This window comes from Pedobacter sp. NJ-S-72 (assembly GCF_053890575.1).
The window spans coordinates 2,955,015-2,979,727 of sequence record NZ_CM132681.1; the positions used below are offsets into that span (position 1 = coordinate 2,955,015).

At 37.5% G+C, this 24,713-nt stretch carries 38 protein-coding genes; 19 read left to right on the forward strand and 19 right to left on the reverse strand.

Translation table 11 applies throughout. The features are described 5' to 3' along the window. Positions 1–50 precede the first annotated feature (50 nt). From ACWYN3_RS19795 to ACWYN3_RS19810, 4 genes are all read right to left on the reverse strand, one after another. Positions 51–212, reverse strand: a complete 162-nt coding sequence (locus ACWYN3_RS19795; RefSeq protein ID WP_456222664.1) for a hypothetical protein — start codon at positions 210–212, stop codon at positions 51–53. After that, positions 184–534 (reverse strand): redoxin domain-containing protein, encoded by a 351-nt coding sequence (locus tag ACWYN3_RS19800; RefSeq protein WP_456222665.1) that lies wholly within the window; start codon positions 532–534, stop codon positions 184–186. The genes ACWYN3_RS19795 and ACWYN3_RS19800 overlap by 29 nt, the downstream gene beginning before the upstream one ends. 124 nt (positions 535–658) lie before the next feature. Next, on the reverse strand, positions 659–1,009 hold the full coding sequence (locus tag ACWYN3_RS19805; RefSeq protein WP_456222666.1) for a hypothetical protein: 351 nt from the start codon (positions 1,007–1,009) through the stop codon (positions 659–661). 209 nt (positions 1,010–1,218) lie between these two features. Then, positions 1,219–2,100 carry an Rpn family recombination-promoting nuclease/putative transposase gene (locus ACWYN3_RS19810; RefSeq protein WP_456222667.1) on the reverse strand — a complete coding sequence of 294 codons (882 nt, stop codon included), beginning with the start codon at positions 2,098–2,100 and terminating at the stop codon, positions 1,219–1,221. A gap of 161 nt (positions 2,101–2,261) precedes the next feature. On the opposite strand from ACWYN3_RS19810, the gene ACWYN3_RS19815 reads away from it, so the two are divergent. From ACWYN3_RS19815 to ACWYN3_RS19850, 8 genes are all read left to right on the forward strand, one after another. Next, entirely contained in the window at positions 2,262–2,702 is a 441-nt protein-coding gene (locus ACWYN3_RS19815) for a hypothetical protein (protein ID WP_456222668.1), read from the forward strand. Between the two features lie 90 nt (positions 2,703–2,792). Beyond that, complete coding sequence (locus tag ACWYN3_RS19820; RefSeq protein ID WP_456222669.1) at positions 2,793–3,305, forward strand: TolC family protein; 513 nt, start codon at positions 2,793–2,795, stop codon at positions 3,303–3,305. Continuing rightward, a complete protein-coding gene (locus tag ACWYN3_RS19825; protein ID WP_456222670.1) occupies positions 3,275–3,727 on the forward strand; it encodes a hypothetical protein in 453 nt (150 codons plus the stop codon). Before ACWYN3_RS19820 ends, ACWYN3_RS19825 begins: the two co-directional genes overlap by 31 nt. Positions 3,728–3,764: 37 nt before the next feature. After that, positions 3,765–4,163 carry a TolC family protein gene (locus tag ACWYN3_RS19830; protein WP_456223084.1) on the forward strand — a complete coding sequence of 133 codons (399 nt, stop codon included), beginning with the start codon at positions 3,765–3,767 and terminating at the stop codon, positions 4,161–4,163. A gap of 50 nt (positions 4,164–4,213) precedes the next feature. Next, complete coding sequence (locus ACWYN3_RS19835) at positions 4,214–4,735, forward strand: efflux RND transporter permease subunit (protein ID WP_456222671.1); 522 nt, start codon at positions 4,214–4,216, stop codon at positions 4,733–4,735. Continuing rightward, entirely contained in the window at positions 4,720–6,717 is a 1,998-nt protein-coding gene (locus tag ACWYN3_RS19840; RefSeq protein ID WP_456222672.1) for an efflux RND transporter permease subunit, read from the forward strand. Before ACWYN3_RS19835 ends, ACWYN3_RS19840 begins: the two co-directional genes overlap by 16 nt. Beyond that, positions 6,710–7,291, forward strand: coding sequence for an efflux RND transporter permease subunit (locus ACWYN3_RS19845; protein WP_456222673.1), 582 nt, complete (start codon positions 6,710–6,712; stop codon positions 7,289–7,291). Before ACWYN3_RS19840 ends, ACWYN3_RS19845 begins: the two co-directional genes overlap by 8 nt. 92 nt (positions 7,292–7,383) lie before the next feature. After that, a complete protein-coding gene (locus ACWYN3_RS19850; RefSeq protein WP_456222674.1) occupies positions 7,384–8,478 on the forward strand; it encodes an efflux RND transporter periplasmic adaptor subunit in 1,095 nt (364 codons plus the stop codon). A 61-nt stretch (positions 8,479–8,539) separates the two neighbouring features. Here the strand turns inward: ACWYN3_RS19850 and ACWYN3_RS19855 are convergent, their stop codons facing one another. From ACWYN3_RS19855 to ACWYN3_RS19890, 8 genes are all read right to left on the reverse strand, one after another. Then, positions 8,540–9,070 carry a CocE/NonD family hydrolase C-terminal non-catalytic domain-containing protein gene (locus ACWYN3_RS19855; protein ID WP_456222675.1) on the reverse strand — a complete coding sequence of 177 codons (531 nt, stop codon included), beginning with the start codon at positions 9,068–9,070 and terminating at the stop codon, positions 8,540–8,542. 136 nt (positions 9,071–9,206) lie between these two features. Continuing rightward, positions 9,207–9,650, reverse strand: coding sequence for a hypothetical protein (locus ACWYN3_RS19860; protein WP_456222676.1), 444 nt, complete (start codon positions 9,648–9,650; stop codon positions 9,207–9,209). Next, on the reverse strand, positions 9,651–10,853 hold the full coding sequence (locus ACWYN3_RS19865) for a CocE/NonD family hydrolase (protein ID WP_456222677.1): 1,203 nt from the start codon (positions 10,851–10,853) through the stop codon (positions 9,651–9,653). 27 nt (positions 10,854–10,880) lie between these two features. After that, positions 10,881–11,216: a LytR/AlgR family response regulator transcription factor gene (locus tag ACWYN3_RS19870; RefSeq protein WP_456223085.1), complete on the reverse strand. Its 336-nt coding sequence runs from the start codon at positions 11,214–11,216 to the stop codon at positions 10,881–10,883. Then, positions 11,206–11,577, reverse strand: a complete 372-nt coding sequence (locus ACWYN3_RS19875) for a LytR/AlgR family response regulator transcription factor (RefSeq protein WP_456222678.1) — start codon at positions 11,575–11,577, stop codon at positions 11,206–11,208. Before ACWYN3_RS19875 ends, ACWYN3_RS19870 begins: the two co-directional genes overlap by 11 nt. 124 nt (positions 11,578–11,701) lie before the next feature. Then, the gene (locus ACWYN3_RS19880; protein ID WP_456222679.1) at positions 11,702–12,481 is read right to left on the reverse strand and encodes a sensor histidine kinase; all 780 of its coding nucleotides are present in this window, start codon (positions 12,479–12,481) and stop codon (positions 11,702–11,704) included. A 251-nt stretch (positions 12,482–12,732) separates the two neighbouring features. Beyond that, positions 12,733–13,191, reverse strand: a complete 459-nt coding sequence (locus ACWYN3_RS19885; RefSeq protein ID WP_456222680.1) for a sterol desaturase family protein — start codon at positions 13,189–13,191, stop codon at positions 12,733–12,735. Next, the gene (locus ACWYN3_RS19890) at positions 13,188–13,520 is read right to left on the reverse strand and encodes a hypothetical protein (protein ID WP_456222681.1); all 333 of its coding nucleotides are present in this window, start codon (positions 13,518–13,520) and stop codon (positions 13,188–13,190) included. The genes ACWYN3_RS19885 and ACWYN3_RS19890 overlap by 4 nt, the downstream gene beginning before the upstream one ends. 43 nt (positions 13,521–13,563) lie before the next feature. On the opposite strand from ACWYN3_RS19890, the gene ACWYN3_RS19895 reads away from it, so the two are divergent. The 8 genes from ACWYN3_RS19895 (at position 13,564) to ACWYN3_RS19930 (ending at position 17,908) form a co-directional block, all read left to right on the forward strand. Next, a complete protein-coding gene (locus ACWYN3_RS19895; RefSeq protein WP_456222682.1) occupies positions 13,564–14,007 on the forward strand; it encodes an HYC_CC_PP family protein in 444 nt (147 codons plus the stop codon). A gap of 68 nt (positions 14,008–14,075) precedes the next feature. Next, the gene (locus tag ACWYN3_RS19900) at positions 14,076–14,549 is read left to right on the forward strand and encodes a DUF3347 domain-containing protein (protein WP_456222683.1); all 474 of its coding nucleotides are present in this window, start codon (positions 14,076–14,078) and stop codon (positions 14,547–14,549) included. A 240-nt stretch (positions 14,550–14,789) separates the two neighbouring features. Beyond that, positions 14,790–15,173 (forward strand): DUF3347 domain-containing protein, encoded by a 384-nt coding sequence (locus ACWYN3_RS19905; RefSeq protein WP_456222684.1) that lies wholly within the window; start codon positions 14,790–14,792, stop codon positions 15,171–15,173. A gap of 5 nt (positions 15,174–15,178) precedes the next feature. Further along, positions 15,179–15,649 (forward strand): heme-binding domain-containing protein, encoded by a 471-nt coding sequence (locus ACWYN3_RS19910; protein ID WP_456222685.1) that lies wholly within the window; start codon positions 15,179–15,181, stop codon positions 15,647–15,649. Beyond that, positions 15,646–16,986 (forward strand): multicopper oxidase domain-containing protein, encoded by a 1,341-nt coding sequence (locus ACWYN3_RS19915; protein ID WP_456222686.1) that lies wholly within the window; start codon positions 15,646–15,648, stop codon positions 16,984–16,986. Before ACWYN3_RS19910 ends, ACWYN3_RS19915 begins: the two co-directional genes overlap by 4 nt. Before the next feature lie 8 nt (positions 16,987–16,994). After that, a complete protein-coding gene (locus tag ACWYN3_RS19920) occupies positions 16,995–17,309 on the forward strand; it encodes a multicopper oxidase domain-containing protein (RefSeq protein WP_456222687.1) in 315 nt (104 codons plus the stop codon). Then, a complete protein-coding gene (locus tag ACWYN3_RS19925) occupies positions 17,215–17,718 on the forward strand; it encodes a multicopper oxidase domain-containing protein (protein WP_456223086.1) in 504 nt (167 codons plus the stop codon). The genes ACWYN3_RS19920 and ACWYN3_RS19925 overlap by 95 nt, the downstream gene beginning before the upstream one ends. Continuing rightward, positions 17,708–17,908, forward strand: coding sequence for a hypothetical protein (locus ACWYN3_RS19930; RefSeq protein ID WP_456222688.1), 201 nt, complete (start codon positions 17,708–17,710; stop codon positions 17,906–17,908). The genes ACWYN3_RS19925 and ACWYN3_RS19930 overlap by 11 nt, the downstream gene beginning before the upstream one ends. A 45-nt stretch (positions 17,909–17,953) precedes the next feature. Here the strand turns inward: ACWYN3_RS19930 and ACWYN3_RS19935 are convergent, their stop codons facing one another. The 4 genes from ACWYN3_RS19935 to ACWYN3_RS19950 form a co-directional block, all read right to left on the reverse strand. Beyond that, a complete protein-coding gene (locus ACWYN3_RS19935; RefSeq protein WP_456222689.1) occupies positions 17,954–18,175 on the reverse strand; it encodes a hypothetical protein in 222 nt (73 codons plus the stop codon). Between the two features lie 29 nt (positions 18,176–18,204). After that, positions 18,205–19,242 carry a right-handed parallel beta-helix repeat-containing protein gene (locus tag ACWYN3_RS19940; RefSeq protein WP_456222690.1) on the reverse strand — a complete coding sequence of 346 codons (1,038 nt, stop codon included), beginning with the start codon at positions 19,240–19,242 and terminating at the stop codon, positions 18,205–18,207. Positions 19,243–19,308: 66 nt separating this feature from the next. Continuing rightward, complete coding sequence (locus ACWYN3_RS19945; protein ID WP_456223363.1) at positions 19,309–19,755, reverse strand: hypothetical protein; 447 nt, start codon at positions 19,753–19,755, stop codon at positions 19,309–19,311. Continuing rightward, positions 19,704–20,315, reverse strand: a complete 612-nt coding sequence (locus tag ACWYN3_RS19950) for a right-handed parallel beta-helix repeat-containing protein (RefSeq protein ID WP_456222691.1) — start codon at positions 20,313–20,315, stop codon at positions 19,704–19,706. Before ACWYN3_RS19950 ends, ACWYN3_RS19945 begins: the two co-directional genes overlap by 52 nt. Positions 20,316–20,567: 252 nt before the next feature. On the opposite strand from ACWYN3_RS19950, the gene ACWYN3_RS19955 reads away from it, so the two are divergent. Further along, positions 20,568–21,077 (forward strand): N-acetyltransferase family protein, encoded by a 510-nt coding sequence (locus ACWYN3_RS19955; protein ID WP_456222692.1) that lies wholly within the window; start codon positions 20,568–20,570, stop codon positions 21,075–21,077. Positions 21,078–21,191: 114 nt separating this feature from the next. On the opposite strand, the gene ACWYN3_RS19960 is transcribed toward ACWYN3_RS19955, so the two are convergent. After that, a complete protein-coding gene (locus tag ACWYN3_RS19960; RefSeq protein ID WP_456222693.1) occupies positions 21,192–21,482 on the reverse strand; it encodes a winged helix-turn-helix transcriptional regulator in 291 nt (96 codons plus the stop codon). A 105-nt stretch (positions 21,483–21,587) separates the two neighbouring features. On the opposite strand from ACWYN3_RS19960, the gene ACWYN3_RS19965 reads away from it, so the two are divergent. After that, positions 21,588–22,199 (forward strand): hypothetical protein, encoded by a 612-nt coding sequence (locus tag ACWYN3_RS19965; RefSeq protein ID WP_456222694.1) that lies wholly within the window; start codon positions 21,588–21,590, stop codon positions 22,197–22,199. A 60-nt stretch (positions 22,200–22,259) separates the two neighbouring features. Here the strand turns inward: ACWYN3_RS19965 and ACWYN3_RS19970 are convergent, their stop codons facing one another. Both ACWYN3_RS19970 and ACWYN3_RS19975 read right to left on the reverse strand, forming a co-directional pair. Continuing rightward, on the reverse strand, positions 22,260–23,084 hold the full coding sequence (locus ACWYN3_RS19970; RefSeq protein WP_456222695.1) for an energy transducer TonB: 825 nt from the start codon (positions 23,082–23,084) through the stop codon (positions 22,260–22,262). Between the two features lie 262 nt (positions 23,085–23,346). Further along, positions 23,347–23,664, reverse strand: a complete 318-nt coding sequence (locus ACWYN3_RS19975) for a hypothetical protein (protein ID WP_456222696.1) — start codon at positions 23,662–23,664, stop codon at positions 23,347–23,349. 124 nt (positions 23,665–23,788) lie between these two features. Between ACWYN3_RS19975 and ACWYN3_RS19980 the strand changes: the two genes are divergently transcribed. Next, a complete protein-coding gene (locus tag ACWYN3_RS19980) occupies positions 23,789–24,556 on the forward strand; it encodes a DUF2625 domain-containing protein (RefSeq protein ID WP_456222697.1) in 768 nt (255 codons plus the stop codon). Positions 24,557–24,713 lie beyond the last annotated feature (157 nt).

The window sequence follows — 24,713 nt, forward strand, 5'->3', positions numbered from 1 at the left end:
GGGTTTTATGTTAATGATGATTCTAAATATTCGGGTTTATAAATATTCTGTTAAGGATTGATCAGCTTAAAAAACTTAGGTACATCATTTTGATTACTTGAGGTGAATACCAGACTTTTATCCGGATTATACAGATAAATAGCCGGATATTGTTTTGGGTGGAAAGCCATGATAAAAACATGATCACGATCCTGCACTACTTTTACATTCATTCTTTTGCTGTAAAAATGGTTTCCCGAAATTGGTCATAAAATAATCTATAGATCTGTATTCATCCTGTGAAATCATGTAAACATTTATATTTTTCAGTTCTTTAGTCCTTTTGCTCATTTGCGCAACTACCTTTTGACAATGATCACAGGTTGCATCAAAAAAGATAATCAGTGACTTTTTTCCTTTAGGAATGTTATAGGTAGAAAACGGTGTATTATCTCTATTGTAAAAGATCGCATTTGGCATTGTAGAACCTATATCCTGCGCAGCAGCAGAAAGGGAGAAAAAGATAACAGTAAGGCAGGTTATTAATAACTTCATATGATGATTTAATTTTATACGTGCCGCAAATATCGGTTTCCCCTCCCTGCTTTATGTCAGCTCATTTACAGTTTTTAGAAACATAACCGTTATAAATGGCAAAAATTCAGGCCCGTATTCTTGTTTACGATTTTTCTGCTGATGATGGTTTGGCAAAAAAAAGAGAAATAGAACGCGCATAAAAGATAGCGATGAACCCAACTGCAATTTTAAGTCCTCCAATGATCAAAGGGGTGGTCAAACTACGATCCTGAGCCATACGAAACTCCGTCATTTGTGAAAAATATTTAAAATTCAAGATGAATTCCGGAATACTCCACATAATCATTAGCAGTCCCATCAGGGTTAATGCTATTTCATAAACGACATTTCTTTCTGCAAAAAGCGTTGCATTCTCTTCAAAATCAGCAGGTTTACAGATCTTTTCAACAATCGCATTTGATTTAAATATAAAAAGAGCAGCAAATGCCAGCATAAATACAAAATTAAAGAGACCGACAATAAATATAAGAGCTGTATGATCAGCTCTATCCGGCGGACTTTGTAATGATTGCAGAAGGACAAAAAGATAAGTTAAAAATCTCTCAGCGCATCAATAGATTTTATCAATAAGTGAAGCCCAGAAATCTTAATCGCGATTTCATAAATGTCTGCTTTTTTCATTTTACACGTTTACTATTTTGACTATAATTCTTCTATTTCACCTAATTGTAAATCCATAATATCAGCTATCTGCTGAATAGAAAACCCTTTATTTTTCATGTTGAGAATAGTTACGCGGATTACTTCTTCACGGCCTTCTTTCTTACCCTTCTCCGAGGCCTTCTCACTGGCCTCCTCAATAGCATAATCACTTGCATTCTTATTGTCCCACCTGCGTTTTGCATCGATATCCCACATCGTTTTCTCCTCCTTTGTTAGATTAGTAAATTGAGCAATATTAAATAATTTTTCAAACACTGGCTTACGAAGATAGACTGGTATTTTGTCCATACTACTCATGTTTTTGAGTACAAACAGCCATTTATCCAAACCTGTTTCCAATTGATCTGATGTCTTTACAAATTTATGTAATTCAATGTAAATATAGCCCAGTCTATCGTAAAATATCTCCCCGGTATCCCTGTCACAGAGACAAATATCATGGAGAAACTGATCTTCGGGGAAATCACTAAATACTGAATCTTCCATTAAGGCAATCAGAAAAACTTCAGTCAAATCATATCTCCACTCACTCCTTTTACCTTTTGGCGCCTGATCGCTAATCAAACGGCTGGTGTAAAATAACGAACGCTGTTTAAAATTTGGCTGTTTGCTACGCTGTATCTCAATAATAAAATAGTCATTATTATCCCCCGTGCAAAGTAAATCAAATATGACACCGCCCTCGTTCTTCAAATCGCCCGGATGTTCATTTTTATTGTAAATCAAATCGACAATATGTTTTCTGCCTCTAAAAACTTCATTCAGAAAATCGATCAATAAGTCTTTGTTAGGATCAGTCCCGAAGATCTTTTTAAAAGCAAAATCTATCAGAGGATCTATATATTTTGTGGCCTGCAGCATTTAAATAGGTTTAAAAGAAATATCTATATTTCTTTGCTGCAACTTAATCCCGTTTACGATAATACTGGTAATAAATTTTCATTCTCCTCCACTAGCTCCCGGTTTTCAGTTCTGAATTACAATTCTGCAGCATTAATAAAAAATCACTACTTTAGCCCCCAATGTATAAACAAATCAAATATACAATCGGTAAGTTGACGGCTAAAGGCTTCAGACCTTTTACGGTTTGCCTGTTGATTGTGATTTGTTTACTTTCTTCCTGTACGGTACGGAAAGGCATCCAGTCTTTTTTCTCAGATACAGTTGCTCAAAATAACTTATCTGGTAAACTTGCAAAAAACTTACTGGTTAAACAATCCAGCTTCACTACTGAAACAATTGATTGTTTCAGTGCTCATTTAAATTCATCTGCCGATGAACTAATGTTCAAACAGAGTGCTTTAAAAACAAGTATGGTTATGCTTTTTGCATTTATCCTGCCCGGTTTTATTCTTTCTCTTCTCGTCTCCTTTAAAAAACTTACTCATTTACCTGCTCCTGAATCTCAGTTACGCTGGTCGGTAATCCCCCTGTTTTTACAAAACAGCTTATTGTTGATATAGAAATTATCACCTGATAATTTTCACCGTTTCGCTGGTTTAAACCCTGGCGGATTCAAGGTTTCATTTTATATCCACATTTAATTTTCAAATATGATGAAGTACAATCTTTATCTGATCAGCCTGTTTTTCATGCTGACCAGTGTAAGCGCCTACGCACAACAGCCAGCCGGTCTTACTTTGACAAGAGCCTGGGAACTTGCCTATCAAAACTATGCTGGCCTGATGGCTAAAAATGCACAACTGGAAGAAGCCTCTTATGCACAAAAAGAAACTCAAAGCCGTTCTTTACCACAAATGCAGTTACAGCTGCAAAATTCATATGGAACATTTGCAGGCAGTAATGGTGCTTTTTTCCCGGTTCCCGGTGTATTTAATGTAAATGGTGCCAAAGCCGATCATGGAAATACCTCCGCAGCCAATACATTCGGATCAGTTTTAGTAAACTGGAAGTTTTTTGAATTTGGCAAACAGCGCAAAACTATTGAAGCTGCCGGTTATAAGGTTCTCAGGAAAAAAAAAGCGGCTATGATGCAGCCAGACTGTCTTTACAAGTCAAAGTCACTTCGCTCTATGTGGGAATACTCTATGCAAATTCAAATTTAGGATGGGCGGATCAGCAGGTTAAAAGGGTGAAAGAAATTCTTGATCTGGCAATAAGCCATGCTGATGCTGGTCTGAAACCGGGTGCAGATACTTCTCTTGCTGCATCTTCTTATTTACTGGCAGTAGCATCAAAAAATGAGTGGACAGGAAAATACAATGCTGGAAAAATCAACTTTTCGGAGGTTGTTCCCGGAACAGATATCACATTGCCACAGCAATCCTTTATGCGTTATCAGGCGCTTTATACCCTGCCTGACTCTATCTCACTAAGCCACCCTTATTTACAAATTCTGGATAAGCAGGTCAGATACAATGAGGCTCAAAACAACCTCTCTTCAAAAAAGGCATTGCCTTCTTTATCTCTTCTAGGCGGCTTATCAGCACGGGGAAGCGGTATCAATCGATGGAACAGTCGAACCTGATTTATCAGCAGGATTTAACAATCAGGCACGCAACTACCTGGTAGGCGTAGGATTAACATGGAACATCAGCAATATCTACACTGGTTCTTTAGAAAAAAAACGTACAGCTAAAGTATTGGAAGGTTCCAAATTCACTTATGACTTGCAAAAATTGCAAATGAATACTGCATTACAGGCTGTCACCAGCAGAATTGATCAGCAGCTTAAACAAGTGACCAATACCCGTCTTGCTTTAGGAAAAGCACAGCAAGCTTATGAGTTATATCTATCCAGATATGAAAGTGGTCTGATTAATTTAACAGAGCTGCTTCAAATCCAATCCCTGTTACAACAAGTCGAGAAAAATGCCATTGAGGTTCAGCAGGAATTTTGGAACCTCCTTATTAAAAGAGCCGAACTCTCAGGTGATTTTAGTTACCTGTCTAATCAATTTTAATTACACATTATGAATATGATCCGCTTTGCCTTAAAAAAACCATAACTGTAATGGTCGCTGTACTGGCTATTGCTTACTTCTCTTTCACTGCTATAAAAAACATTAATGTCGATATTTTTCCAAAAGTCGAGTTACCGGTTATCTACATCGCCATGCCATATGGCGGTCTTAGTCCAGCTTATATGGATGGTTTTATGGCCAATGAATTTCAGAAAGTACTGATTTTTGTCAGTGGGGTGAAGGATATAGATTTTAAAAGTGTCCAGGGCTTTACCCTGATGAAAATTACTTTTTATCCAGGTGCCGATATGGCGCAGGCAGCCGGCGAAGTCTCCGCCTACGTCTCCAGAGCAATGGGGTTCCTGCCTCCCGGAGCTGTTCCGCCTATGGTAGTCCGGTTTGATGGCAGCTCCCTCCCCATCGGACAATTAGTTTTTGAAAGCCCGACACGCTCGATTACCGATCTTCAGACACTGGTTCTGACTAAAATCAGACCCATGTTTGTAACTATTCCAGGCGTAACCGCTCCTGCTCCTTTTGTGGAAATGTACGAACAATGGTCGTTAAAGTAAACCCTCAACTCATGCAGTCCTATGGTTTATCCGCAGAAGAAATTACAACAGCAATTGCAAAAAACAACTTTCCTTCACCCGCAGGGAATATCAGGATTGGAGATCAAAACCTGATGAGCCCGGTAAATTCAATCGCAAACGGTCCGGAAGATTTTCTGAATATCCCGGTAAGGGTTGGTTCCGGAACGAATGTCTATGTTAAGGATATTGCCAGTGTAGAAGATGCCGCTGATATTACTACAGGTTATGCCCTGATCAATGGTAAAAGATCTGTTTACTTGCCTGTCATCAAAAAAGCAGATGCTTCTACGCTTAAAGTAGTGGAAAATCTAAAAACATCAATTCCAGTATTAAGAGCGGCTCTGCCAGAAGACGTAGAAGTTAAATATGTATTTGATCAGTCTGGCTATATAGAAAAGTCGTTAGAAAATCTTGTCCATGAAGGTGTACTGGGTGCATTGTTAACCGGACTCATGGTATTTCTTTTTTTGGGAGATTCCAGAGGTGCGTTAATTGTCGTGCTAACTATTCCGATAGCTATTCTTTCTGCGGTCATCATGCTCTATCTGTTTGGTCAGACGATTAATGTCATGACCCTGAGTGGTCTTGCACTTGCCATAGGGATTCTGGTCGACGAAGCTACGGTCACCATTGAAAATATCCATCAGCATTTTGAAATGGAGAAACCCAAACAGCGTGCCATACTGGATGCTTTACTCGAAATTTCTGTACCTAAAATACTCATTTTGTTTTGTATACTGGCTGTGCTTATCCCTTCTTTTCTGATGACTGGAATTCCAAAAGACATGTTTATGCCCTTGTCTTTAGCAGTTGCATTTGCTATGATTGCTTCATTTATCGCCTCACAGACATTTGTGCCCATATTAGCCAACTGGCTGATGAAACCAGAACTATTTCAGCATCATAAGATCAGTTTGCACAAAAAGAAACTGACCCGGTTTGAAAAGTTTAAACGCAGATATCTGCTGTTGATAAGGTATAGTCAGCATAAAACAGGGCAGGTAATCGGAACTTATGCTGTCATTGTGTTATTGATGATTACTGCTGGCGGATTCATCATCGGAACTGATATTTTACCTGCCAGTAATAGTGGTGATATGCAACTCCGTATTGTGGCACCTGAGGGCAGCCGGCTTGAGATCACAGAAGGGTATTTAAAAAAGGTTACTCAATTGATTAAAGAACAATTACCAGCCGAAGCTATTCAAATCAGTTCTGCATATGTTGGGACACAACCATCTTCAAATGCGATCAATCCTATCTTCCTTTTCACAAGTGGTTCACATGAGGCTGTATTACAATTATCCGTTGACCAGAAACTGTTTAAAGGTTCAATGGCCAAACTCAAAGAAAATATAAGAAAAGTAATCCGGAAAGAGTTGCCTGTTTTAAAGATTGGTTTTGAGCCGATGGAACTGGTAGAAAAAATAATGAGCCAGGGGGCGATGAACCAGGTGCAAATCAAAGTTGCAGCAGGGCAATTAAAGGGTGCGGAGAAGTTTGCAAAAAAGATCGAACAGGGTTTATTAAAGGTTCCATTTTTCAGAGATGTCCGTATGGCAGAACCTGTTAATTACCCAAGTGTACAGATTAATGTGAACAGGGAACTTGCTGCTCAGTTTGGTCTAACCATGGACGATGTGACGCGTGCTTTGACTATTGCCACTTCTTCTTCCCGTTTCACCAATAAGAATCTTTGGGTAGATCCCAAGTCGGGCCTGGTTTTTCAGGTTCAGGTACAAATTCCGGAAGCAGATATGCATTCGCTGGATAAACTTCGTGCTTTACCTTTGAAATCTGGTCAGCCAAGACCTTTATTAGAAGATGTCGCTGAGATCAGAATGGTTAAACAACCGGGACAGGTGAACAGACAAGGGCCAAACAGGTACGTAACTCTTTTGGCTAATATCCATCAAACTGATATGGGTGCAGCTTCAAAAGCAGTTCAAAAAGGTGATTAAAGATGCAGGTGCACCACCAAGAGGGATTATCGTTTCTACAGAAGGACTTGTTCAATTGTTAGAGGAAACCCTTTCTGGTTTGCAAACAGGGCTCTTGGTAGCTATTATTGTTATCTTTCTGATGCTAACTGCTTATTATCAATCCTTTGTAGTTTCAGGTCTTATTTTATCAGTTGTTCCCGCTGTTATTGGCGGGAGTTTGATGATGCTGATTTTATCAGGAAGTACGCTAAACCTTCAATCTTATATGGGGATTATTATGTCGGTAGGTGTCTCCGTCTCGAATGCTGTATTAATGATCAATCAGGCAGAAACGAATCGTTTAAAACATGGAATGCAAGCTAAGCAAGCCGCTTTTCTGGCTGCATCTTCAAGGTTGAGACCTATTATTATGACAACTATGGCTATGATTGCCGGAATGATCCCTATGGCTATTGGAATGGGGGAGGGTGCAGAACAGGTTGCTCCTTTAGGTCAGGCTGTGATTGGGTGGTCTTATTTTATCTACCCTAACTGCATTACTGGTTTTACCTCATGTATTCACTTTGGTCATGAAAAACAAAACCAGGAATAGCCCAACTCTTGATCCTGATGATCCTGAGAATAAAAACTTATTGATTAACCATTCAATTATACAAGCTTAACAGCTATAATTATACATTAAATATGAACATTTATAATTTACCAATTTCAATCCTGGTGAGTACTTTAATTTTCACGGCCTGCTCTTCGAATAATGCAAAAGAGAAAACCCCGCAAACTGGTTCTGTTAAAACAGGATCAGTTAAAGTTATTCACCCTATTGCTAACCAGCCCTTTTACCCGCTTTCTCTTCCCGGAGAGCTTAAACCTTATGAGGAAGTAGTCATTTATCCAAAAGTAAAAGGATTTGTAAAAAAGATCTTTGCAGATAGAGGCAGCAAAGTAAAAAAAGGGCAATTACTCGCTATACTGGAAGCTCCAGAAATTAGCCAGCACTACTTATCAGCTAAATCTGATGATGAGAATAAGTTTCACGAAGACTATCTGTATAGTTATCAAACTTATCAGCGTTTAAAGAAAGCAGCTTCAAGAAGCGGAGCTGTTGCAGCTATCGAACTGGATAAAGCAAGAAGTAAATTCAGAAGTGACAGTGCTGCCTATGCGGCTGTAAAAGCAACCACCGGCGCATCTGCTCAATTACAGCAGTATTTAAAAATCACCGCTCCTTTTGATGGAACAGTGATTCATAAAAATGTATCTGCAGGTGCTTTGGTTGGGGATAATGCACAAACTCCATTGTTTTCTATTGCACAAACCAATCGCCTCAGACTTACGGTTGCTATACCAGAAAAACATGCGCAATCTGTTGGCAAAAACACTAAAGTATCATTTACAGTCAGTGATCATCCGGGTCAGTTATTTCAATCAGTTCTTTCCCGTAAAAGTGACTTCTTACAACAAGGAACACGCGCTATTACTGCAGAGTTTGATGTATTAAATCATACTAATAAACTTAGTGGAGGTGAATATGCACAGGTCAGTTTAATATTAAAAAGACCTTATACTACGCTCTGGGTACCATGGATTAGTATTGTACAGGCACAATCAGGTATATTTATTGTTAAAATTGAAAATAATATTGTCAAAAGAATTGGTGTCACTTTAGGTATTCGAAAAGGTGAATTTCAGGAGATATTTGGCCCTGTTAAAGAAGATGACCAGATCGTTTTGAAAGGGACAGAAGAGTTGGTTGAGGGAGCTAAGGTTCTTATCAAATAGAAAGATATTTATACGGTTATAGTCTTTGTAAAGACTATAACCGTATAAATATCAATTAGCATCACTTATATACTGGAATATCCACAAAACTATCAGTAATCCATTTTATCTTTAAAGGAATTCTTCCATCCTTAATATTTTCATCACTAACATCTTTCCCTGTACCATAATTGATCTGGGCAAATGGATTCTTATCAATATTTAATACGACTAATAACCTGCTGCCTTTACTTAACTGACGACGACTAACCAATCTTGTTCTGGAAAAAGGGATAACTTCTTTAATCCCGGGATGAAGCAATTCTCTGACACTCATATCCTTTGCATAACTTGCACGCCCCAGAAAATATGATAACTGAAAAAATTGTCCATCTGGCATAACTTCATAAAGTACAACTCCGATATCCATATCTTTTTTATTAATGATTGCCTTTAGTTCACCAGAGAACATACCACTAACAGATATCGGCTTATCAAATGGTGCACTGATAAAAAATAATCCATTGCTGCGATCGACTGTTTTTTTGATAATCGGATCAGGATAATAATCATTATTTGAGGTTTGCCGGTCTGCCAGATCAATTTCCTGCATTATACTTTTAATCTCCGGTTTTTTCTCCGATAAATTGAATTCGTTTCTTAATTCAGGTAAAGCCTGATTTTTTTCCGGCTCAGTACCCCATGGCTTCTTTCCTGAATATGTATCTGTCAGGTAAAACCGAATGACTTTATTTCATTTTTTCAATTGACGATGCGTGTTTCCAAACATTTGAACCCATTACCTCGTAATTGATTTTGTCCTTCAATATATCTGGCTTCCGACCATTTTTCAGAATATAATCGAGCCATTGGAATGTGATTTCCCTGGTATTAATTAGTGCAACCGGATCGACCTTATATGCTCTGAGTAAAGGGACACCTCCACGCTGGGCTCCAAAATGATCATAAGGGCCAATTATCAGATAATGATTTGCCTTGGAATTGTATCTATAGTGCTCTTTTAAATAATGAATGGCCGAAATTTGTCCATCATCATAATAGCCTGTAACAGTTAACACAGGAATATTAATATTAGAAAAATCCTCCTGATAAGGAACCATATCCTGCCAGTATTTATTTATCATATGATGGATGTTGCAGCCATTTCTGTAGTAAATGATTAGGAGTTCCATCTATACTATCAATTTTGCGATATGCCGCTCCGCTTTCATACCAGTTATTGCGCATATTTCTCCCCGCTGATTATAGGCGTTAACCGCATTATCTACATATTTGTTATTGGTCACATAAAAGCCCCATTGATAATTTGCATTTAAGAACACGTTATTCTCCATTGGCAGTCCTAAACCAGGGATTGCTGCTGCATAAGGAACAATAGTTTTTAGCGCTGGGTGCAGATGTTTAGCAGCTGCCCATTGTGCAAAGCCAGAATAGCTGCCCCCATACATCCCAACCTTACCATTACTCCATGATTGTTTACTGATCCAGTCTATGACCGTATTTACATCTTTACTTTCGTACTCATAAGGGACTATTTGATCCGGACTCAGTCTTTTACCACGGGTATCGGCAACTACACCTGCATATCCATGAGCAGCAGCATATTTTGCTTCAAACAGGCTTCTTTCCAGATTAGAATAAATAAAGAAAAATAAGGCGGCCGGCTCTGGTACGCTCACTCCTCTTTTCCGCACGACCAAGCCGGAGAGTGTTGCCCCATCGTTTGTTTTAATCAGTATACTATCCTGAATAATATATCTCTTTTTATCATCCTGTCTTAATATGGTTCTTGCCGGAGCTTCAATTTCCTGATAAACTTGCAGGGTCTGATAAGTATTGCAAAGCTCAATAGCTTCTTCTATAGTCAGTGTACCTGCCTGCTTTGCACTAAATAATGCTTGCTGAAAATCCCCTTTCAACTCGTCTATACCATTTCCGGAAACAAAAGCAGAAGCTATGTTTAAGGCACTTTGATCATCCAGTTCGCTTAAGAGTTTATAAAATGATGTCGCAAACTCTTCCTTAAAATGGGCATTAATATTTTTAGCTTTTATAAATAATTCATACTGCATATTTGATAACCCGGAGAATTTCGGATCACTGCCTTTAGTAAGATTTCTTAAAACAGCTATACTATTTAGCGCATCTGCTGATTTACCAGCCAGCATCTGAATTCTGAATAAGTTATTCAGTGTAGTTATTTCAGAAACAGAACCTTGTTTATATTTCGACAAAACTTCAATGGCTAGTATTGGCATCTGTTTGGTTAGCGCAATACTGTCGGTTGCCTCTATCTTAGGAAAATACAACTTTTGAGCCCAGCCGTAATTACTAAAAATCAGCCATAGCAATACCATACAAAATCTTTTGTTCATAGTTTTTAGATAAAAATTTATAAGAGATTAGTTTTTTCCCAGGCTTTTCATTTTTACAGACTGGCGGTCAGAGACATCAAGTACCTCTCCGGTATAGAGTGTGACCTGAAGACGGCCATTACTTAACGTCTCTATTTTATTAATAAATTTCAAATTAATCAGCTGTGCCCTGTTGATCCGAAAGAAAGTATTTTCATCCAGTTTCTTTTCTAACTGATTCAATGAGCTTTTCAGAAATACATTTTTTCCTTCAAAATACAGCCTGGCATAATTATCCATTGACTCTATCAAATGAACTTCTGCCCACCGTACAAAATGATAGCTTCCTCTGTCTTTGACAAAGATCTGCTGATCAGCATAAATTACCTGCCCTTAAACGCATTTTTTCAATAGCCTGTAAAAATCTTTCTTCCCTGATAGGTTTCATCAAATAATCCAATGCATTTACTTCAAAAGCTTTTACAGCATATTGATCATAAGCCGTCGTAAATATTACATCAGGCACATTACCCAATGACCCAAGCAATTCAAAACCAGACCTTTCTGGCATTTGTATGTCCAGGAACAGTAAATCAGGCCGTTTAATTTCAATTTGTGATTGTGCATCATCCCCATTTTTAGCTTCCCCGATTATTTCCAGTTCAGGAAAATTCGCAATCAACCTTTTCAGCTCTTCACGGGCATTACGCTCATCATCAATAATTAACACACGTCTTTTGTTCATTTGTGAGGAATTAATATAGTTGCCATAATAAACCCATTCTGCTGATCGATAATATCAAATTCTGCTTCTCCATTAAATTGAAGATGCAGTCTTTCTTTTAAATTTTTCAACCCAATGCCACTCTCTAACTTAAGGAAGGATCAAGTCTGCCCGGGTTCTGAACAGTTATCTTAATAAAATTACTCTCTCTTAAGACTTTGATAGTAATCAATGTAATATCTTTCACCTGAATGACACCATGTTTAATTGCGTTTTCGACTAAAGTCTGAATGCTTAACCTGGGAATTAATTGCTCATCAAGTTCGTTATCCGCTTCAATACAATATTGCAGGCGTTCTTCAAAACGTAATTTCTCCAGCTCTAGATAATCTCTCACCAAATCCATTTCCCGTTTTATCCTTATTGACATTGAATCATGATTATAAAGACTATTTCTCAGCAATTCTGAAAGAAGATCAATCCCTCTTCTTGCTGATTTAGGATTTTCAACGATCAGTGCTTTTATATTATTTAAGGAATTAAACAAAAAATGAGGATTTAGCTGAGCAGCTAAATTATTCAATTGAGCATCTCTGCTAATCACAGCCAATCGCGCATTTTCCTGAGTGACTTTGATCTCTCTTTGTGCATATTGATACAAATGATAAGCGAGCAGCCAGATAGTCATCAACCTGACTCCAGCGACAGAGATATTTAAAAGATTAAAATTGACAAATGAGAAGAAACTCTGCGAAAAATCAGCAGAAAACCAGGTACGAATAAGGTGTATTTTCAATACCGTAACAAATGTGTAGGCTATTCCCAGAATAATAACTGCAGGAACGATTCTCTTCAGCAAATGATTAAATTCAAGATCTCTGAATTTATGTTTTACGGCGTAGAGATGATATAGATGAGTTATCATAACATAAATAAATACATCTGATAAAAAGTGTATTATCCCCAGTGGAAAACTAAAACCATCTCCTGTATACCCCAAATACCCCCAATAAAGAGCTGCTAGTGACCAGCCCGTGAGCTGGCATTTCCAATAGACTGAAAGGGATGATTTATTCTTCAATTTTATTGATCCGGTTGATATATATCAAATCAACGAAAAATATCCATCAATATAGGATAAAGTACAGGAACGGGGTGATTTTGGGGATGAGTGTACTATGACTTAAATGTTCCGAACAGCCTGTCCCATATACTTGTATAAAAACCGAAATTGTATTCTTCTTTCAGATGATGATTGTGATGAAAGGAAGATGTTCCAAGATATTTAATTAAAGGCAGATTACGGACTACAAGAGATAATGGCTCTATGCCCAGATGCCCAACTAGGCCAAATATAATATTGATAACCAGATAGATGATAATTGAATAAATATTAAAAGGGCATAACACTAATAATATCAGCCACAATGAACCAAAAGAAATTGTTTCCAAAGGATGCAAAATAAACAGGTCTATAGGCTTGGGATGGATAGCCTGATGATGTAACTGATGTACTATTTTATATAAAAATGTTTTATGTATGAGGTAATGAAACACAAACATCAGGAAATCCATTGCGATAAACAGCAGTAAAAAGTCTGTCAGAATAATCAATGATAAGTTTGTGGTTATCATGATATAACCATTTTCCCATAATTAAATCCCGCATAGGTAATTATTGTATTCAGGATATTTGTCAGCACACAAATCTTCCAATCCCTGGCCAGATAGCGATAAGGAATGAAAGGTGGTTCTGAGTATTTCTGATGCACCATCTTACCAAAAAACAGTACCATAATAGTTATCAGTATATTTTCTACCAAAAAAATCAGCCATAATGATAAGGCCGGCAATTGAGATAAATAATCAAGTCCACTATTTATATTAAAATCAGATGGCATGGGCGCATTATAGTGAATAATTTCATTAAATAAAAAGGTGAAATTTTGAATGTTTTTCTTCAAATTCTGTAAATCCATCCTAACGTATTGAACTATATTTGAATACATGAAAATCCATCGTTCCATAAAGCTTAAAGCTGCCTTTCTGATTCTTATATTCTTTTTGAATACAGTGGTGGGGTTTGCTTGTACAATTGGAATGGATATGGGATTTAACAGGGTTCATCACAAAGATGATCATGCTCACCATCAACATGATGAGGTCCCCTCTCATCAACATGACGAAGCTGTCCCTTATCAACATCAAAAAGCCGAAAAAGATAATTGCTGTAAGGATGAGGTATCTAAATTAACTACAGCTGATAAGGAGGCTCTTTCTATTGCTGTTTTTAGCTTTCAGTTATCATTTCCAGCCATTTTACAGACACCAGTTTACTTTCAGAACAGACTGATTTCTATTCCTGCAAATATTCCTAATACATATTTCGCAAGGCACAGCCGTGCTCCTGTACCGGACGTGCGTATTGCCATACAGAGCTTCCAGATTTGATTTAAGGTTATCTAGTTTTACAGGATTTGATCCTGTCTTAATGATGTTCACCATTAAAATCGATAAAAATGAAAAAGATATTCTTTATGATTGCTATTCTGGCAGTAATCTTTGTGCAACCTGGATTTGCACAGCAAAATAATGATCAATCCACAGCCCTGTTGTTATCTTATTACGGTATTAAAGATGCCCTGGTAACCGACAATGCAAAATCAGCCGCTGCTAAAGCTACAGAATTTATTAAGGTGCTGAACAGCGGAGAGGTCAAAACAATCGATGCAGCCAAACAAAAAGTCTTAACAGAAGATGCCGGTAAAATTGCTGCCAGTAATGATCTGAAAAGTCAACGTGACTATTTTGCTGTTTTTTCAACGCATATGATCGCTCTTGCCAAAACTTCAAAGTTATCTGCCGAACCAGTTTACGAGCTATATTGTCCAATGAAAAAAAGCAGCTGGTTAAGTAGCAAACAAGCAGTTAAGAACCCATATTATGGAAGTTCTATGCTAACCTGCGGCAAAGTAACAGAGACCATAAAATAACTATCTTTAATAAACCCTGATCTTCATTAGATCAGGGTCTTAATAAAAACAAAACATGAAAACTTTCTTGTTAAGCATAGCTATAGCCACTATTTTTTTAAGTGCATGTAATAGCAATTCAAATCAAACGACCAAAAATCAAACTCCAGCAAAAGAGACTCCCCTGCCAGTAAATCAAAAGAAGTAAATTCTCCTTTTGCAGCTATCATTTCTGCCTATCTCCAACTTAAAAACGGACTGGTGAATGATGATGATCAAGCCGCAGCAACAGCTGGTAATGCGCTGAAAACAGCAGTAGAAAAAATGACGCCGTCCAGTCTTGAACCCAGTCAGGCTAAAGTATTTAATGCTATAGCCGATGATGTTAAAGAACATGGGGAGCACATTGGAGCAAATGCCGGGAATATTAAACATCAGCGTGAACATTTCGAAATGCTAAGTCAGGAAATTTATGATCTGGTCAAAACAGATCACAAAACTGGCCAAAAACTATACTACGATCATTGTCCGATGTATAATAATAAAAAAGGCGGAAACTGGATCAGTGAAACAAAAGCTATTCGAAACCCTTACCAGGGAAAAGAAATGGTCACCTGTGGTAGTCGGTCAGAAGAATTAAATTAAGCGATATGACGCGGCTTAAAGTAGTTATGACTTCGATCATCGTACTAACGATAGCTGTACAATTTATCCCGGTTACTCTTAATCAGAACAACCAGATCAAAGAAACCGATATAGGCAGGATCTACCCTGTACCTGCACGGGTACAGGCGATCTTGAAAAACGCCTGTTATGATTGTCATAGTGAACATACCAATTATCCATGGTATGCCAATTTACAACCTATAGGCGGATGGATGGCATCACATATTAATAAAGGAAAAAAAGAGCTAAATTTCAGCGATTTCGGCAGTTACTCCGCGCACAGACAACAAAGCAAGTTAAAAGCTATAATTAACAGTATCCACGATGAAACGATGCCAATCACATCATATAAATTAATCCATAGAGAAGCTAAACTAGCTGAGAAAGACAAGACACTAGTTATCAACTGGATTGAGAAAACGAAAGACAGTCTTTCATTAACAAAACAACAATGAAGAAATTAATCATATATATATTATTTATGGGCATTTACGGCTTTGCATCAGCGCAAAACCAAGGAAATACCCAACGACCAAAAGTTGTCCGTTATGACTTGTACGTCAATGATACTACAGTCAATTTTTCTGGAAAACCCAAAATGGCGATGGCTGTTAACGGCAGTATACCAGGCCCCGCACTGGTTTTCACTGAAGGTGATACTGCAGAAATTTATGTTCACAACCTGATGAATATGGAAACATCTATCCATTGGCATGGTGTATTTCTACCTAATAACATGGACGGAGTTCCTTTTTTGACACAAATGCCAATTAAACCTCACTCTACTTACTTGTATAAATTCCCTATTATACAGAATGGAACATACTGGTATCACAGCCACACCATGTTACAAGAACAAAGTGGTATGTACGGGGCATTAATTTTTAACAAGAAAAACGAACCCGCTATCCCCGCTATTCCTGTAGTCCTGAGTGACTGGACGGATATGAAACCAGAAGAGGTAGATCGTTCACTTCATAACGCCAATGACTGGTTTGCCATCCGTAAGGGAACTACACAAGGTTATGCCGAAGCGATACAAAAAGGCTACTTCAAAACCAAAGTGGCCAACGAATGGAAACGCATGAATGCAATGGATGTGAGTGATGTATACTATGAAAAGTTTTTAACGAATGGAAAACAAATCAATGAACAGCCTCATTTTAAAGCTGGAGATAAAGTAAAACTGCGTATTGTTGGCGGCAGTTCTTCTACCTATTTCTGGTTAACTTATTCCGGGGGTAAAATCACTGTTGTAGCCAATGATGGTAATGATGTAGAACCCATTGAAGTGGATCGTCTGATTATTGCTCCCTCAGAAACTTATGACGTGATTGTCTCTATCACTGAGAACAAGAGCTACGAATTCTTATCTACTGCCGAAGACCGCACAGGCTCAACTTCTTTGTGGCTTGGCAGCGGAATTAAGATGCCAGCCAAAACTTTAGGAAAGCTGAAATACTTTGAAGGGATGAAAATGATGAACGGTATGATGAAGATGAACGGTGATATGGAATATATGGGCATGGAAATGAGCAATCAGCAAATGGACATGAATACGGTCATGTATCCGGAAATTACCGGAGATAATTATGGCAGGAAAAAATCAGCCGGTGTTATACATCAAATGGATATGCCAGGTAAAAAAGATATGCCGGATAAAATGGATATGAAGGGTATGGATATGGGTGATAAGGCCGATCTGATTACACTTAATTATGGTATGTTAAAGGCTACTGAAAAGAGTACTTTAAGAAAAGGGCCCGAGAAACTATTACGTTTTTTGAGCTGACTGGAAACATGAACCGTTATGTCTGGACTATTGATAATAAAACGGTTTCAGAGTCTGATAAAATCCTGATTAAAAAGGGCGAAAATGTAAAGATCATACTATACAATAATTCCATGATGCGCCACCCTATGCACCTGCATGGTCATGATTTCCGCGTATTAAATGGACAAGGCGAATATGCACCTTTAAAAAATGTGCTTGATATTATGCCCATGGAAACTGATACAAATAGAATTTGCTGCTACAGAAAGTGGAGATTGGTTTTTCCATTGCCACATATTATATCATATGATGAGCGGGATGGGCAGGATATTCAGTTATGAGGATTCACCTCCCAATTTGCAAATTCCAGACCCTAAAGCTGCAATCCAAAAACTATACGCCGATGACCGGAAAATGCACCTGATGGCAAACATAGGGTTAGAAAGTAATGGTAGCGATGGTAACGCCAGATTAGCGAATACCCGTTACAGTATTTCTACTGAATGGAGATTGGGACTTAAATCAAAACATGGTTTTGAAAGTGAAACTTATTTTGGAAGATATATAGGAAAAATGCAATGGCTCATGCCTTTCATTGGTTTCGATTATCATTATAACAGCAGAGAGAACGAAAGCGAGAAAAATATGTTTGGGCAGCTGACCAATCAATCCAATAGAAAAGCTTTTGTAATGGGTATGCAATACATGCTACCTATGCTGGTCACCGCCGAAGCCAGACTTGATAGGTAAAGGAAAATTGCGTTTCCAGCTAAAACGTGAGGATATCCCAATCACAAACAGGTTGAGATTAAATCTTTCGGGAAATACCGACAGAGAATACATGGCTGGTTTCAGGTATGCAGTGACCAAGTACTTCTCTCTATCCACACACTATGACAGTGATATGGGCTATGGGGGTGGAATGACTATAACATATTAAAATATAAGGGAGTGTATACAATAATACATTCCCTTATTTATTCCACTATTTCAAAGGAATGGTTATCGTTTTTAATCCCTGGTTTCTAAATACGTCTATATTAGCCTCCGGCATAAATTGTAAACCCATTTGTATTTTGAGTAAATCCTTTCGGTTAGCCACAGGCAATCCATTCAATTTCAGAATCACATCATTTGGCTGAACTTTACCATAAAGTATACTTGTCTTTGGAACTTCCAAAATCAGTACTCCGGTTTCTTCAGCCATTCCGGTAGCTGACCGCTCTCCCAGTGTATTTAAGTTCTTATTTTAGCGCCCAGAAATATGTAGCTTTCCTGCCCCTGCTCCTTTAATTCAATAAGAACGGGTATATTAACCCGTTGAGCTATGGCTTTTAATGATGGAGAAGTAACCCCAAAATCATTCATTGAGAAATTCTTAAATCCTAACTTAAGTGCTGGTGATCCATCTTTAACACGATAATTTCCGTTTGCCGGATTAACAAATTCAGGAGCTCCAGCCAATGAATGCAAATCCGTTCCCGTCTTTTGCGCTTCTTTAAGAGATTCATGATCAGGAAACAGATTAAAATCTACCTTTTTCCCCCAGTCAGTAATCCTGATCGGAAAATAACCCCTGGTTACTATATTATTGTTAAAAACATCCCCACTGTTATGAAACCAGACATGCGGATGAAAAGAGTTATTAATGATAATATTATTCTCAACAGTTCTATAGAAACCCTCCCTTAATTTAAGTCCGCCATTAAGACAAACATTATTATAAATATGATAATTGCTGGAACCGTCATCGAGATCAATATCCCAGCCATGATCACAACGGAAACGGTTGTCATGCAATGTGATTGTTTTAATTACATCAGCAGTGATTAGTGCAGGGTTATTTTTCACCATACCAGCCATTACTTCATAATCCGGATGCCAGAAACGATCTCTTCCCCAGGAATTAAAAGCACCATGATCTCCTGATTCAAGGACGGTATTAAATACATCATTGTATTCAATATTATGTCCGCCCCAGGTACCTTCACTTATATTTATTCCAGCTCTCGGAACATCATAAATTGTATTATGGCTTACCGTAATATCCATAGCCATAGAAATCTCTACTCCTGCTACCTGCTTTTCAACCTGCCCCAAACCATAGATCAATGTATTCTCTACACGGCAATCAGCAGGATAATTAGTTGTCTTCGGCCCTCTAACTGTATCGATCTGGTTAACAGGAACAAATTGGTTGTATTCGAAACTTGGAGACCTTACAGCTTTCGGATCCCCCACAAAACAAACGCCACTGGCCACTGGCACCTGCATAGGCAATCTGGCACCCCGAGACACTATTGTTCCGGTTATAGTTACTCATAAACACAGCATTTCCACCTACAGTATTGAGAAAGCAGTTTTTAAGTGTGCAATTTTCCGCTCCTTCCATGACCACTGCCCCCCCCGGTATATAGTCCAGTCACTACGTAACAGAGGTTCTTTTGTTTCCATAAATGTGCGCAGCGTATGTTTTAATTCCAATCCTTCAATACTAATATTTCTTACAGGTTTCTCTGCTGTTCCACGAAATTCAAAAAGGCTTTTTAACTGAGGAACTTCTATCAGCATATTATTCAGATCATCCTTAGGCTGCGGATAATAATAAAGCATCTTTTCACTTTTATTAAAATACCATTCACCTACAGTGTCCAATTCTTCAAAAATGTTCTCAGCAAAGCGATATTTATCGTGCATCCCCATTTGTCTGTTATTCTGAAATCCTCCTTCTAATTCTAATCCCCCTTTATTATTTTTCCTAAAATCTGATATTGGTACCCACCCCATTCATGTTTATGCAATGCATGAATAAACCCTCCTTCAGGATGTTTCCACCGTTTGATCTTTTCAGGACTAATCGCATCCGCAGCATAACCACCAAAGAATCTGATTGCCGGATTATAGTTAGGATATCTCGCCATGCGCTGCTGAGATCCATCAGTAAATAATTGATCAAATGATATATCCTGATTAACTTTTGCCTTTTTAATTCCGTCACGATAATTCTCCCATTTCAATTTTAGAGGTACCGCACCACTTATAATAACTTTCTCATTCTGATAAGCTTTGTATATAACTGATGTCTTTTTTGAGTCCTTTTCAGTAAAAATTATTGGTGCAGTCAAATAATAAGTACCTCCCCGGATATACACTATAACGGTTCCCTTTATAGATCTGACAACTGTCTGTGCCTTCGTTAAAGTAGCAAATGGTTTCTCTTTAGTTCCCTGATTATGATCATTTCCTTTCGCAGAAACATAGATATCCTTTGCAAAACTTATGTTATTCAGAAAACAGATAAAAAAGGCGAGCAGAATCACCCGGAGACTTAAGATGTACTTGATCATATTTGGCTATTGAATATACTATTGATTCTAAAGGAAGGATTTCAACTTCGTTCAGGAGCAATATAATAAAAATTACTCCTGAGATTTTTCAGCTCATTAAGCAAAACATTCAATGATTTTAAAAAAAAAAATACCAAAAAGCCATACACAATAAAAAAAATAACAAACTAAACACATGGAAAATGAATTTAATAAACAAATCACTCATAAAAACACATATTTTAGCAAAATATTCAACACCATAACTACAAAATGACAGAAACAAAATACAGAAATGCAACATTATCCGATCTAAAAACCATAGTATCTATATATAATTCTACAATAGCCTCAAGAATGGTAACAGCTGACACTGAACCGGTGAGTGTAGAGAGTAAAATACAATGGTTTGAGGAACATACACCAAATAAACATCCCCTTTGGGTAATTGAAAATGAAAATGATCAGATTATTGGGTGGATTAGTTTCCAGGCATTTTACGGCAGGCCTGCTTATAATGGAACAGTCGAAATAAGCATTTACCTTGATGAAACTCAACGGGGTAAAGGGATGGGCAAAAAAATATTGGCTTATTCTTTAAATAAATGTGCTGAGCTTGGCATCAAAACCATTCTAGGATTCATATTTGCCCATAATGAACCAAGTTTGAAATTATTCAGGTATTTTGGATTTGAAGATTGGGGTACTCTTCCTGATGTAGCTGTACTTAACAATGAAGAAAAAAGTCTTAAAATATTAGGAAAGAGGATTTTACTAAACTAAAATCTTCTGATCTCACTATAATTAAGATCCTCCCCGAAATTCATTTATCAAACAGGATCTTAGTTATTGATACCATTCTTTTTCATTAGATATTCCCCAAAGTCTCCTAACAGATCAATAACAGGCATAGCAGAATACCCTGTTTCGGGTAAGTGTATATTCAACCCTTGGTGGTTTTTCTTTATAAGTCATTCTAATAATCAGATCTTTTTGTTCCAGTTCCCTTAACTGTGTAATTAGCATTTTATCCGAAATATGCGATATTGATTCCTTTAAGTCCCCATATCTTAACGGGCCATTGCGCAGGCTTAATAAAATTGGCATTTTCCATGTTCCCCCGATATGGGCTATAGCAAATTCAATTGGGCTATAATAAATCCGATTATTGTATAAGAAATCCTCCATCTCATAAAGTTATCAATTATCTATTAAATTTCTCTTTACAGAGAAAGAAGTATATAAAGGAATTGAAAAATAAGAATGAAGTAAATTTGCTTGATAAAAAAAACGATGAACAAGAAAGAATGGATAACCATACCAGTACTACCTTGCATTTCAATTGATGAGACACTTTTATTTTGGGAAACTCTCGGTTTTATGATAATTTTTCATCAAAAGAGTTCTTATCAATATGCAGTAATTAAACGAGGAGAATATGAACTACATTTCCGTCGCGTAAAAGGTCTGGAGCCTGCCAATTCTAATAGTTTTTCTCTAATAATGGTCTCTAATGCAGAGCTGATACATCAGGATTTCGCTCAAAAATTAAAGACAGCATTTGGAAAATCCCCAGCATCAGGTCTTCCTCGTATCTCACGTATGAAACCACAACAAACAAGATTTACCGTAACAGATCCCTCTGGCAATTCGGTAATTTTCATTAGCCTGGGAGAAGAGGATTCATTGGCTTATGATCAGGCCGATCAACCAGGTCTGACACCATTGCAAAAATCCATAGCTACCACTATACGTTTAAGGGATTTCAAAAATGATTATATAGCGGCTTTAAAAACGATTAATTCAGGTCTTAATCATTCGGGCGAAGAAAATCCGGAGCATATAGCTCAGGCTATTCAGATAAAAGCTGAGCTGCTAATAGAAATGAAGGATTTTCCACTTTAATACCCCATATAGACTAAAAAAACAAAGCTGTATCAATTGGAATGATACAGCTTTGTTTTTTTAGTCTGATAAAGAAAAACTGATTGGAATATTATATTTTACACGGACTTTATTTCCATTTTGGACACCAGCTATCCAGTGCGGACTAGCCTTTAATACACGAATGGCTTCCTCATCAGTACCAGAGCCCAATTTCCGCTCGACTTTAATATCCGTAAGCGTTCCATCTTTTTCAACGATAAAAGACATAAACACTTTACCCTGTACCCCATTTTCCTGTGCCATACTTGGGTATCTGATAGCTTTAGAAAGATAAGCATAAAACTTATTCATTCCCCCCGGAAACATTGGCTGAGATTCAAGGGATACAAATACATCATACAAATGATTGTCTTCTACTACAGCTGCTTGTTCTGGCCCTTTACCTGCGGCAGCAGTAATAACAATCTGTCCATCAGGATCGCCAGCTATTGTTTTCTGCCCCGGATTTGCTTGTTCAAGTTCTTTAATCTGCGGAGGATCTGTATCAACTTCCTCCCTGTCAACAACTAGTGGTGGCGGAAACTTAACAATGGGTATCTTCGCCTTAGGTGGCTCAATCGAAGGTGGTGGCGGAGTTTTAGGATTGACTGCCGGAGGAGGCTGAATAGTTACGGGAGTCTTTTGCTCATAAACATCCTCTACTGTAGTACTCCCTTTGATCAGACTAATGATTTTAGGAGATAAAAACAGTAGAATAAAAAGTGTTCCTGCAATAAAGAGCGCTTTAACTGTATTAGATGCACTCTGTCTGCGAAGCGCATATGCGCCGTAGCTTTTATTTTTTTGATCAAATACTACATCAAGCCACTCATTGCCAAATAAATCGATTTTTGAACCTAACATTGCTTTAGAATTTAGAAGTTAACACCATACAATTAAATGGCCTGCGGCTCATTTATTTATGGATGCTAATTCCACTGGCTTTCCATAAATAAAACCTCCAGCTTCTTTCAATTAGCAATAGGCCATTTGAATATATACATAAGAGAGGCCATATCAAAAATGATTGATATGGCCTCTATTATTATTTAATTATAACCAATCAGGAGACTATACACTCCGATCAGCCAATATATCTTATCTATTGATAATACAAAAATTCCGATTATACAGACTCGTTTGTAGCTTTAATCGTTTTTTCCAAAGCACGCAATATCGTTTCTTTGTATACAATGAAGCTATTCTGACGTGTTTCATCTGAATCTGCTTCTTTAACAGCTTTTCTGCTATCTTTTATTTCCTGCAATTCATTTGTGTACAAATCAGTAAATGTCTCTGGTTCTTTATTCTTTAAAATCCTCACAGTATGTGAATATTTTTCATGCGTATCAACGAGAGCAGCTAAACTTTTCTCATCGTAATTATTTAAACCAACTATTCTTAATAGCTTTTCAAGCTTTCCTCTTTCTTTTGCGTAACCCATAATTGCGACAAATATACCAGTTCTTCTGAAGATTCTGAAGAATTATACTATAATAAGCGCTTATAAGATTTTTGGATTAAATTCAGTTTATCATCCTATCTTTGGTGGGACAAGTTCTATTTCAATGAAAAGTGTATTCAAAAGCCTCTCAGTACTAGCCATAACTCTTCTTTCTTTCACAACTTTCGCGCAAAACAAGATGCAAAGTCTGGATGAATTGATCAATAAAACAGATCCTGCCTGGCCTCTTGTTCAAAAATGGATTGATTCTGCAAAAAACAAAGTTGAGGTTCTTGAAGTTGACTCTGCTAGCGCTAAACAAGCACTATTTGATACACAGGTCTCAACCTATTCAACTCTGGGTGCCGTAATTTATAACAGTGGCGGGATTATGATTGATAATGGCTGGTTAAGAATCCTGGGTTCCGGAAGTACAAAACTAAATCGCTCTGTTCCTGAATGGAATAAAGGAAAAACGATACAGGAATTTGGAGATAAACCAGAATATTTTTTGGTTGCTGACGATGCAGCTGGTGGTTTCTTCGCCATAAATTACGGTGCATTTGGTAAAGATTTGAAAAATGTCTATTACCTCGCTCCTGATAATTTGAGTTGGGAGCCACTTGGTTTTGGTTATAGTGAATTTATTCGTTTCTGTCTTGATGGTGACCTTTCTTCATTTTACAAAGGATTAAGATGGTCAAGCTGGGACAAGTTCATTGCCAAGCTGGATGGGAGCAAGTCTTATAGTTTCTATCCTAATTTATGGACAAAAGAAGGAGCTGATATAGAAAAGTGCAGGCGAAAATTAGTCCCAACGGAAGAATTATTCAAATCTAATATGGAAAACCGGAAGGAGCTTAAAACAGAAAGCGTGACTGAACCTCAATAAATAGCGAATAAACTTCCCCGAAATACCATGCTCGTAACCCTTCTGTTATAAAGAGCTTAATCATTTGATGGAATCGTAATTATTTGGTAACCTTGGAATCGTATGCAAATCCAATGGGCTTTTGTACATCCCGGATTTAGTGCAATGACCAAATATA

Bases quoted from the DNA above. Each gene is read 5' to 3' on its own strand.
- ACWYN3_RS19950 (WP_456222691.1), bottom strand. From the start codon at position 20,315: ATGATCAAGTACATCTTAAGTCTCCGGGTGATTCTGCTCGCCTTTTTT.
- ACWYN3_RS19940 (WP_456222690.1), bottom strand. From the start codon at position 19,242: ATGCAGGTGCCAGTGGCCAGTGGCGTTTGTTTTGTGGGGGATCCGAAA.
- ACWYN3_RS19885 (WP_456222680.1), bottom strand. From the start codon at position 13,191: ATGATAACCACAAACTTATCATTGATTATTCTGACAGACTTTTTACTG.
- ACWYN3_RS19975 (WP_456222696.1), bottom strand. From the start codon at position 23,664: ATGGGTTACGCAAAAGAAAGAGGAAAGCTTGAAAAGCTATTAAGAATA.
- ACWYN3_RS19965 (WP_456222694.1), top strand. From the start codon at position 21,588: ATGAACAAGAAAGAATGGATAACCATACCAGTACTACCTTGCATTTCA.
- ACWYN3_RS19835 (WP_456222671.1), top strand. From the start codon at position 4,214: ATGGTCGCTGTACTGGCTATTGCTTACTTCTCTTTCACTGCTATAAAA.
- ACWYN3_RS19805 (WP_456222666.1), bottom strand. From the start codon at position 1,009: ATGCTGGCATTTGCTGCTCTTTTTATATTTAAATCAAATGCGATTGTT.
- ACWYN3_RS19795 (WP_456222664.1), bottom strand. From the start codon at position 212: ATGAATGTAAAAGTAGTGCAGGATCGTGATCATGTTTTTATCATGGCT.
- ACWYN3_RS19935 (WP_456222689.1), bottom strand. From the start codon at position 18,175: ATGGCTGAAGAAACCGGAGTACTGATTTTGGAAGTTCCAAAGACAAGT.
- ACWYN3_RS19865 (WP_456222677.1), bottom strand. From the start codon at position 10,853: ATGAACAAAAGATTTTGTATGGTATTGCTATGGCTGATTTTTAGTAAT.
- ACWYN3_RS19960 (WP_456222693.1), bottom strand. From the start codon at position 21,482: ATGGAGGATTTCTTATACAATAATCGGATTTATTATAGCCCAATTGAA.
- ACWYN3_RS19900 (WP_456222683.1), top strand. From the start codon at position 14,076: ATGAAAAAGATATTCTTTATGATTGCTATTCTGGCAGTAATCTTTGTG.
- ACWYN3_RS19895 (WP_456222682.1), top strand. From the start codon at position 13,564: ATGAAAATCCATCGTTCCATAAAGCTTAAAGCTGCCTTTCTGATTCTT.
- ACWYN3_RS19815 (WP_456222668.1), top strand. From the start codon at position 2,262: ATGTATAAACAAATCAAATATACAATCGGTAAGTTGACGGCTAAAGGC.
- ACWYN3_RS19875 (WP_456222678.1), bottom strand. From the start codon at position 11,577: ATGAACAAAAGACGTGTGTTAATTATTGATGATGAGCGTAATGCCCGT.
- ACWYN3_RS19800 (WP_456222665.1), bottom strand. From the start codon at position 534: ATGAAGTTATTAATAACCTGCCTTACTGTTATCTTTTTCTCCCTTTCT.
- ACWYN3_RS19810 (WP_456222667.1), bottom strand. From the start codon at position 2,100: ATGCTGCAGGCCACAAAATATATAGATCCTCTGATAGATTTTGCTTTT.
- ACWYN3_RS19855 (WP_456222675.1), bottom strand. From the start codon at position 9,070: ATGCAGGAAATTGATCTGGCAGACCGGCAAACCTCAAATAATGATTAT.
- ACWYN3_RS19820 (WP_456222669.1), top strand. From the start codon at position 2,793: ATGATGAAGTACAATCTTTATCTGATCAGCCTGTTTTTCATGCTGACC.
- ACWYN3_RS19980 (WP_456222697.1), top strand. From the start codon at position 23,789: ATGAAAAGTGTATTCAAAAGCCTCTCAGTACTAGCCATAACTCTTCTT.
- ACWYN3_RS19850 (WP_456222674.1), top strand. From the start codon at position 7,384: ATGAACATTTATAATTTACCAATTTCAATCCTGGTGAGTACTTTAATT.
- ACWYN3_RS19860 (WP_456222676.1), bottom strand. From the start codon at position 9,650: ATGGAACTCCTAATCATTTACTACAGAAATGGCTGCAACATCCATCAT.
- ACWYN3_RS19880 (WP_456222679.1), bottom strand. From the start codon at position 12,481: ATGATAACTCATCTATATCATCTCTACGCCGTAAAACATAAATTCAGA.
- ACWYN3_RS19920 (WP_456222687.1), top strand. From the start codon at position 16,995: ATGAACCGTTATGTCTGGACTATTGATAATAAAACGGTTTCAGAGTCT.
- ACWYN3_RS19945 (WP_456223363.1), bottom strand. From the start codon at position 19,755: ATGGGGTGGGTACCAATATCAGATTTTAGGAAAAATAATAAAGGGGGA.
- ACWYN3_RS19970 (WP_456222695.1), bottom strand. From the start codon at position 23,084: ATGTTAGGTTCAAAAATCGATTTATTTGGCAATGAGTGGCTTGATGTA.
- ACWYN3_RS19915 (WP_456222686.1), top strand. From the start codon at position 15,646: ATGAAGAAATTAATCATATATATATTATTTATGGGCATTTACGGCTTT.
- ACWYN3_RS19955 (WP_456222692.1), top strand. From the start codon at position 20,568: ATGACAGAAACAAAATACAGAAATGCAACATTATCCGATCTAAAAACC.
- ACWYN3_RS19840 (WP_456222672.1), top strand. From the start codon at position 4,720: ATGGTCGTTAAAGTAAACCCTCAACTCATGCAGTCCTATGGTTTATCC.
- ACWYN3_RS19910 (WP_456222685.1), top strand. From the start codon at position 15,179: ATGACGCGGCTTAAAGTAGTTATGACTTCGATCATCGTACTAACGATA.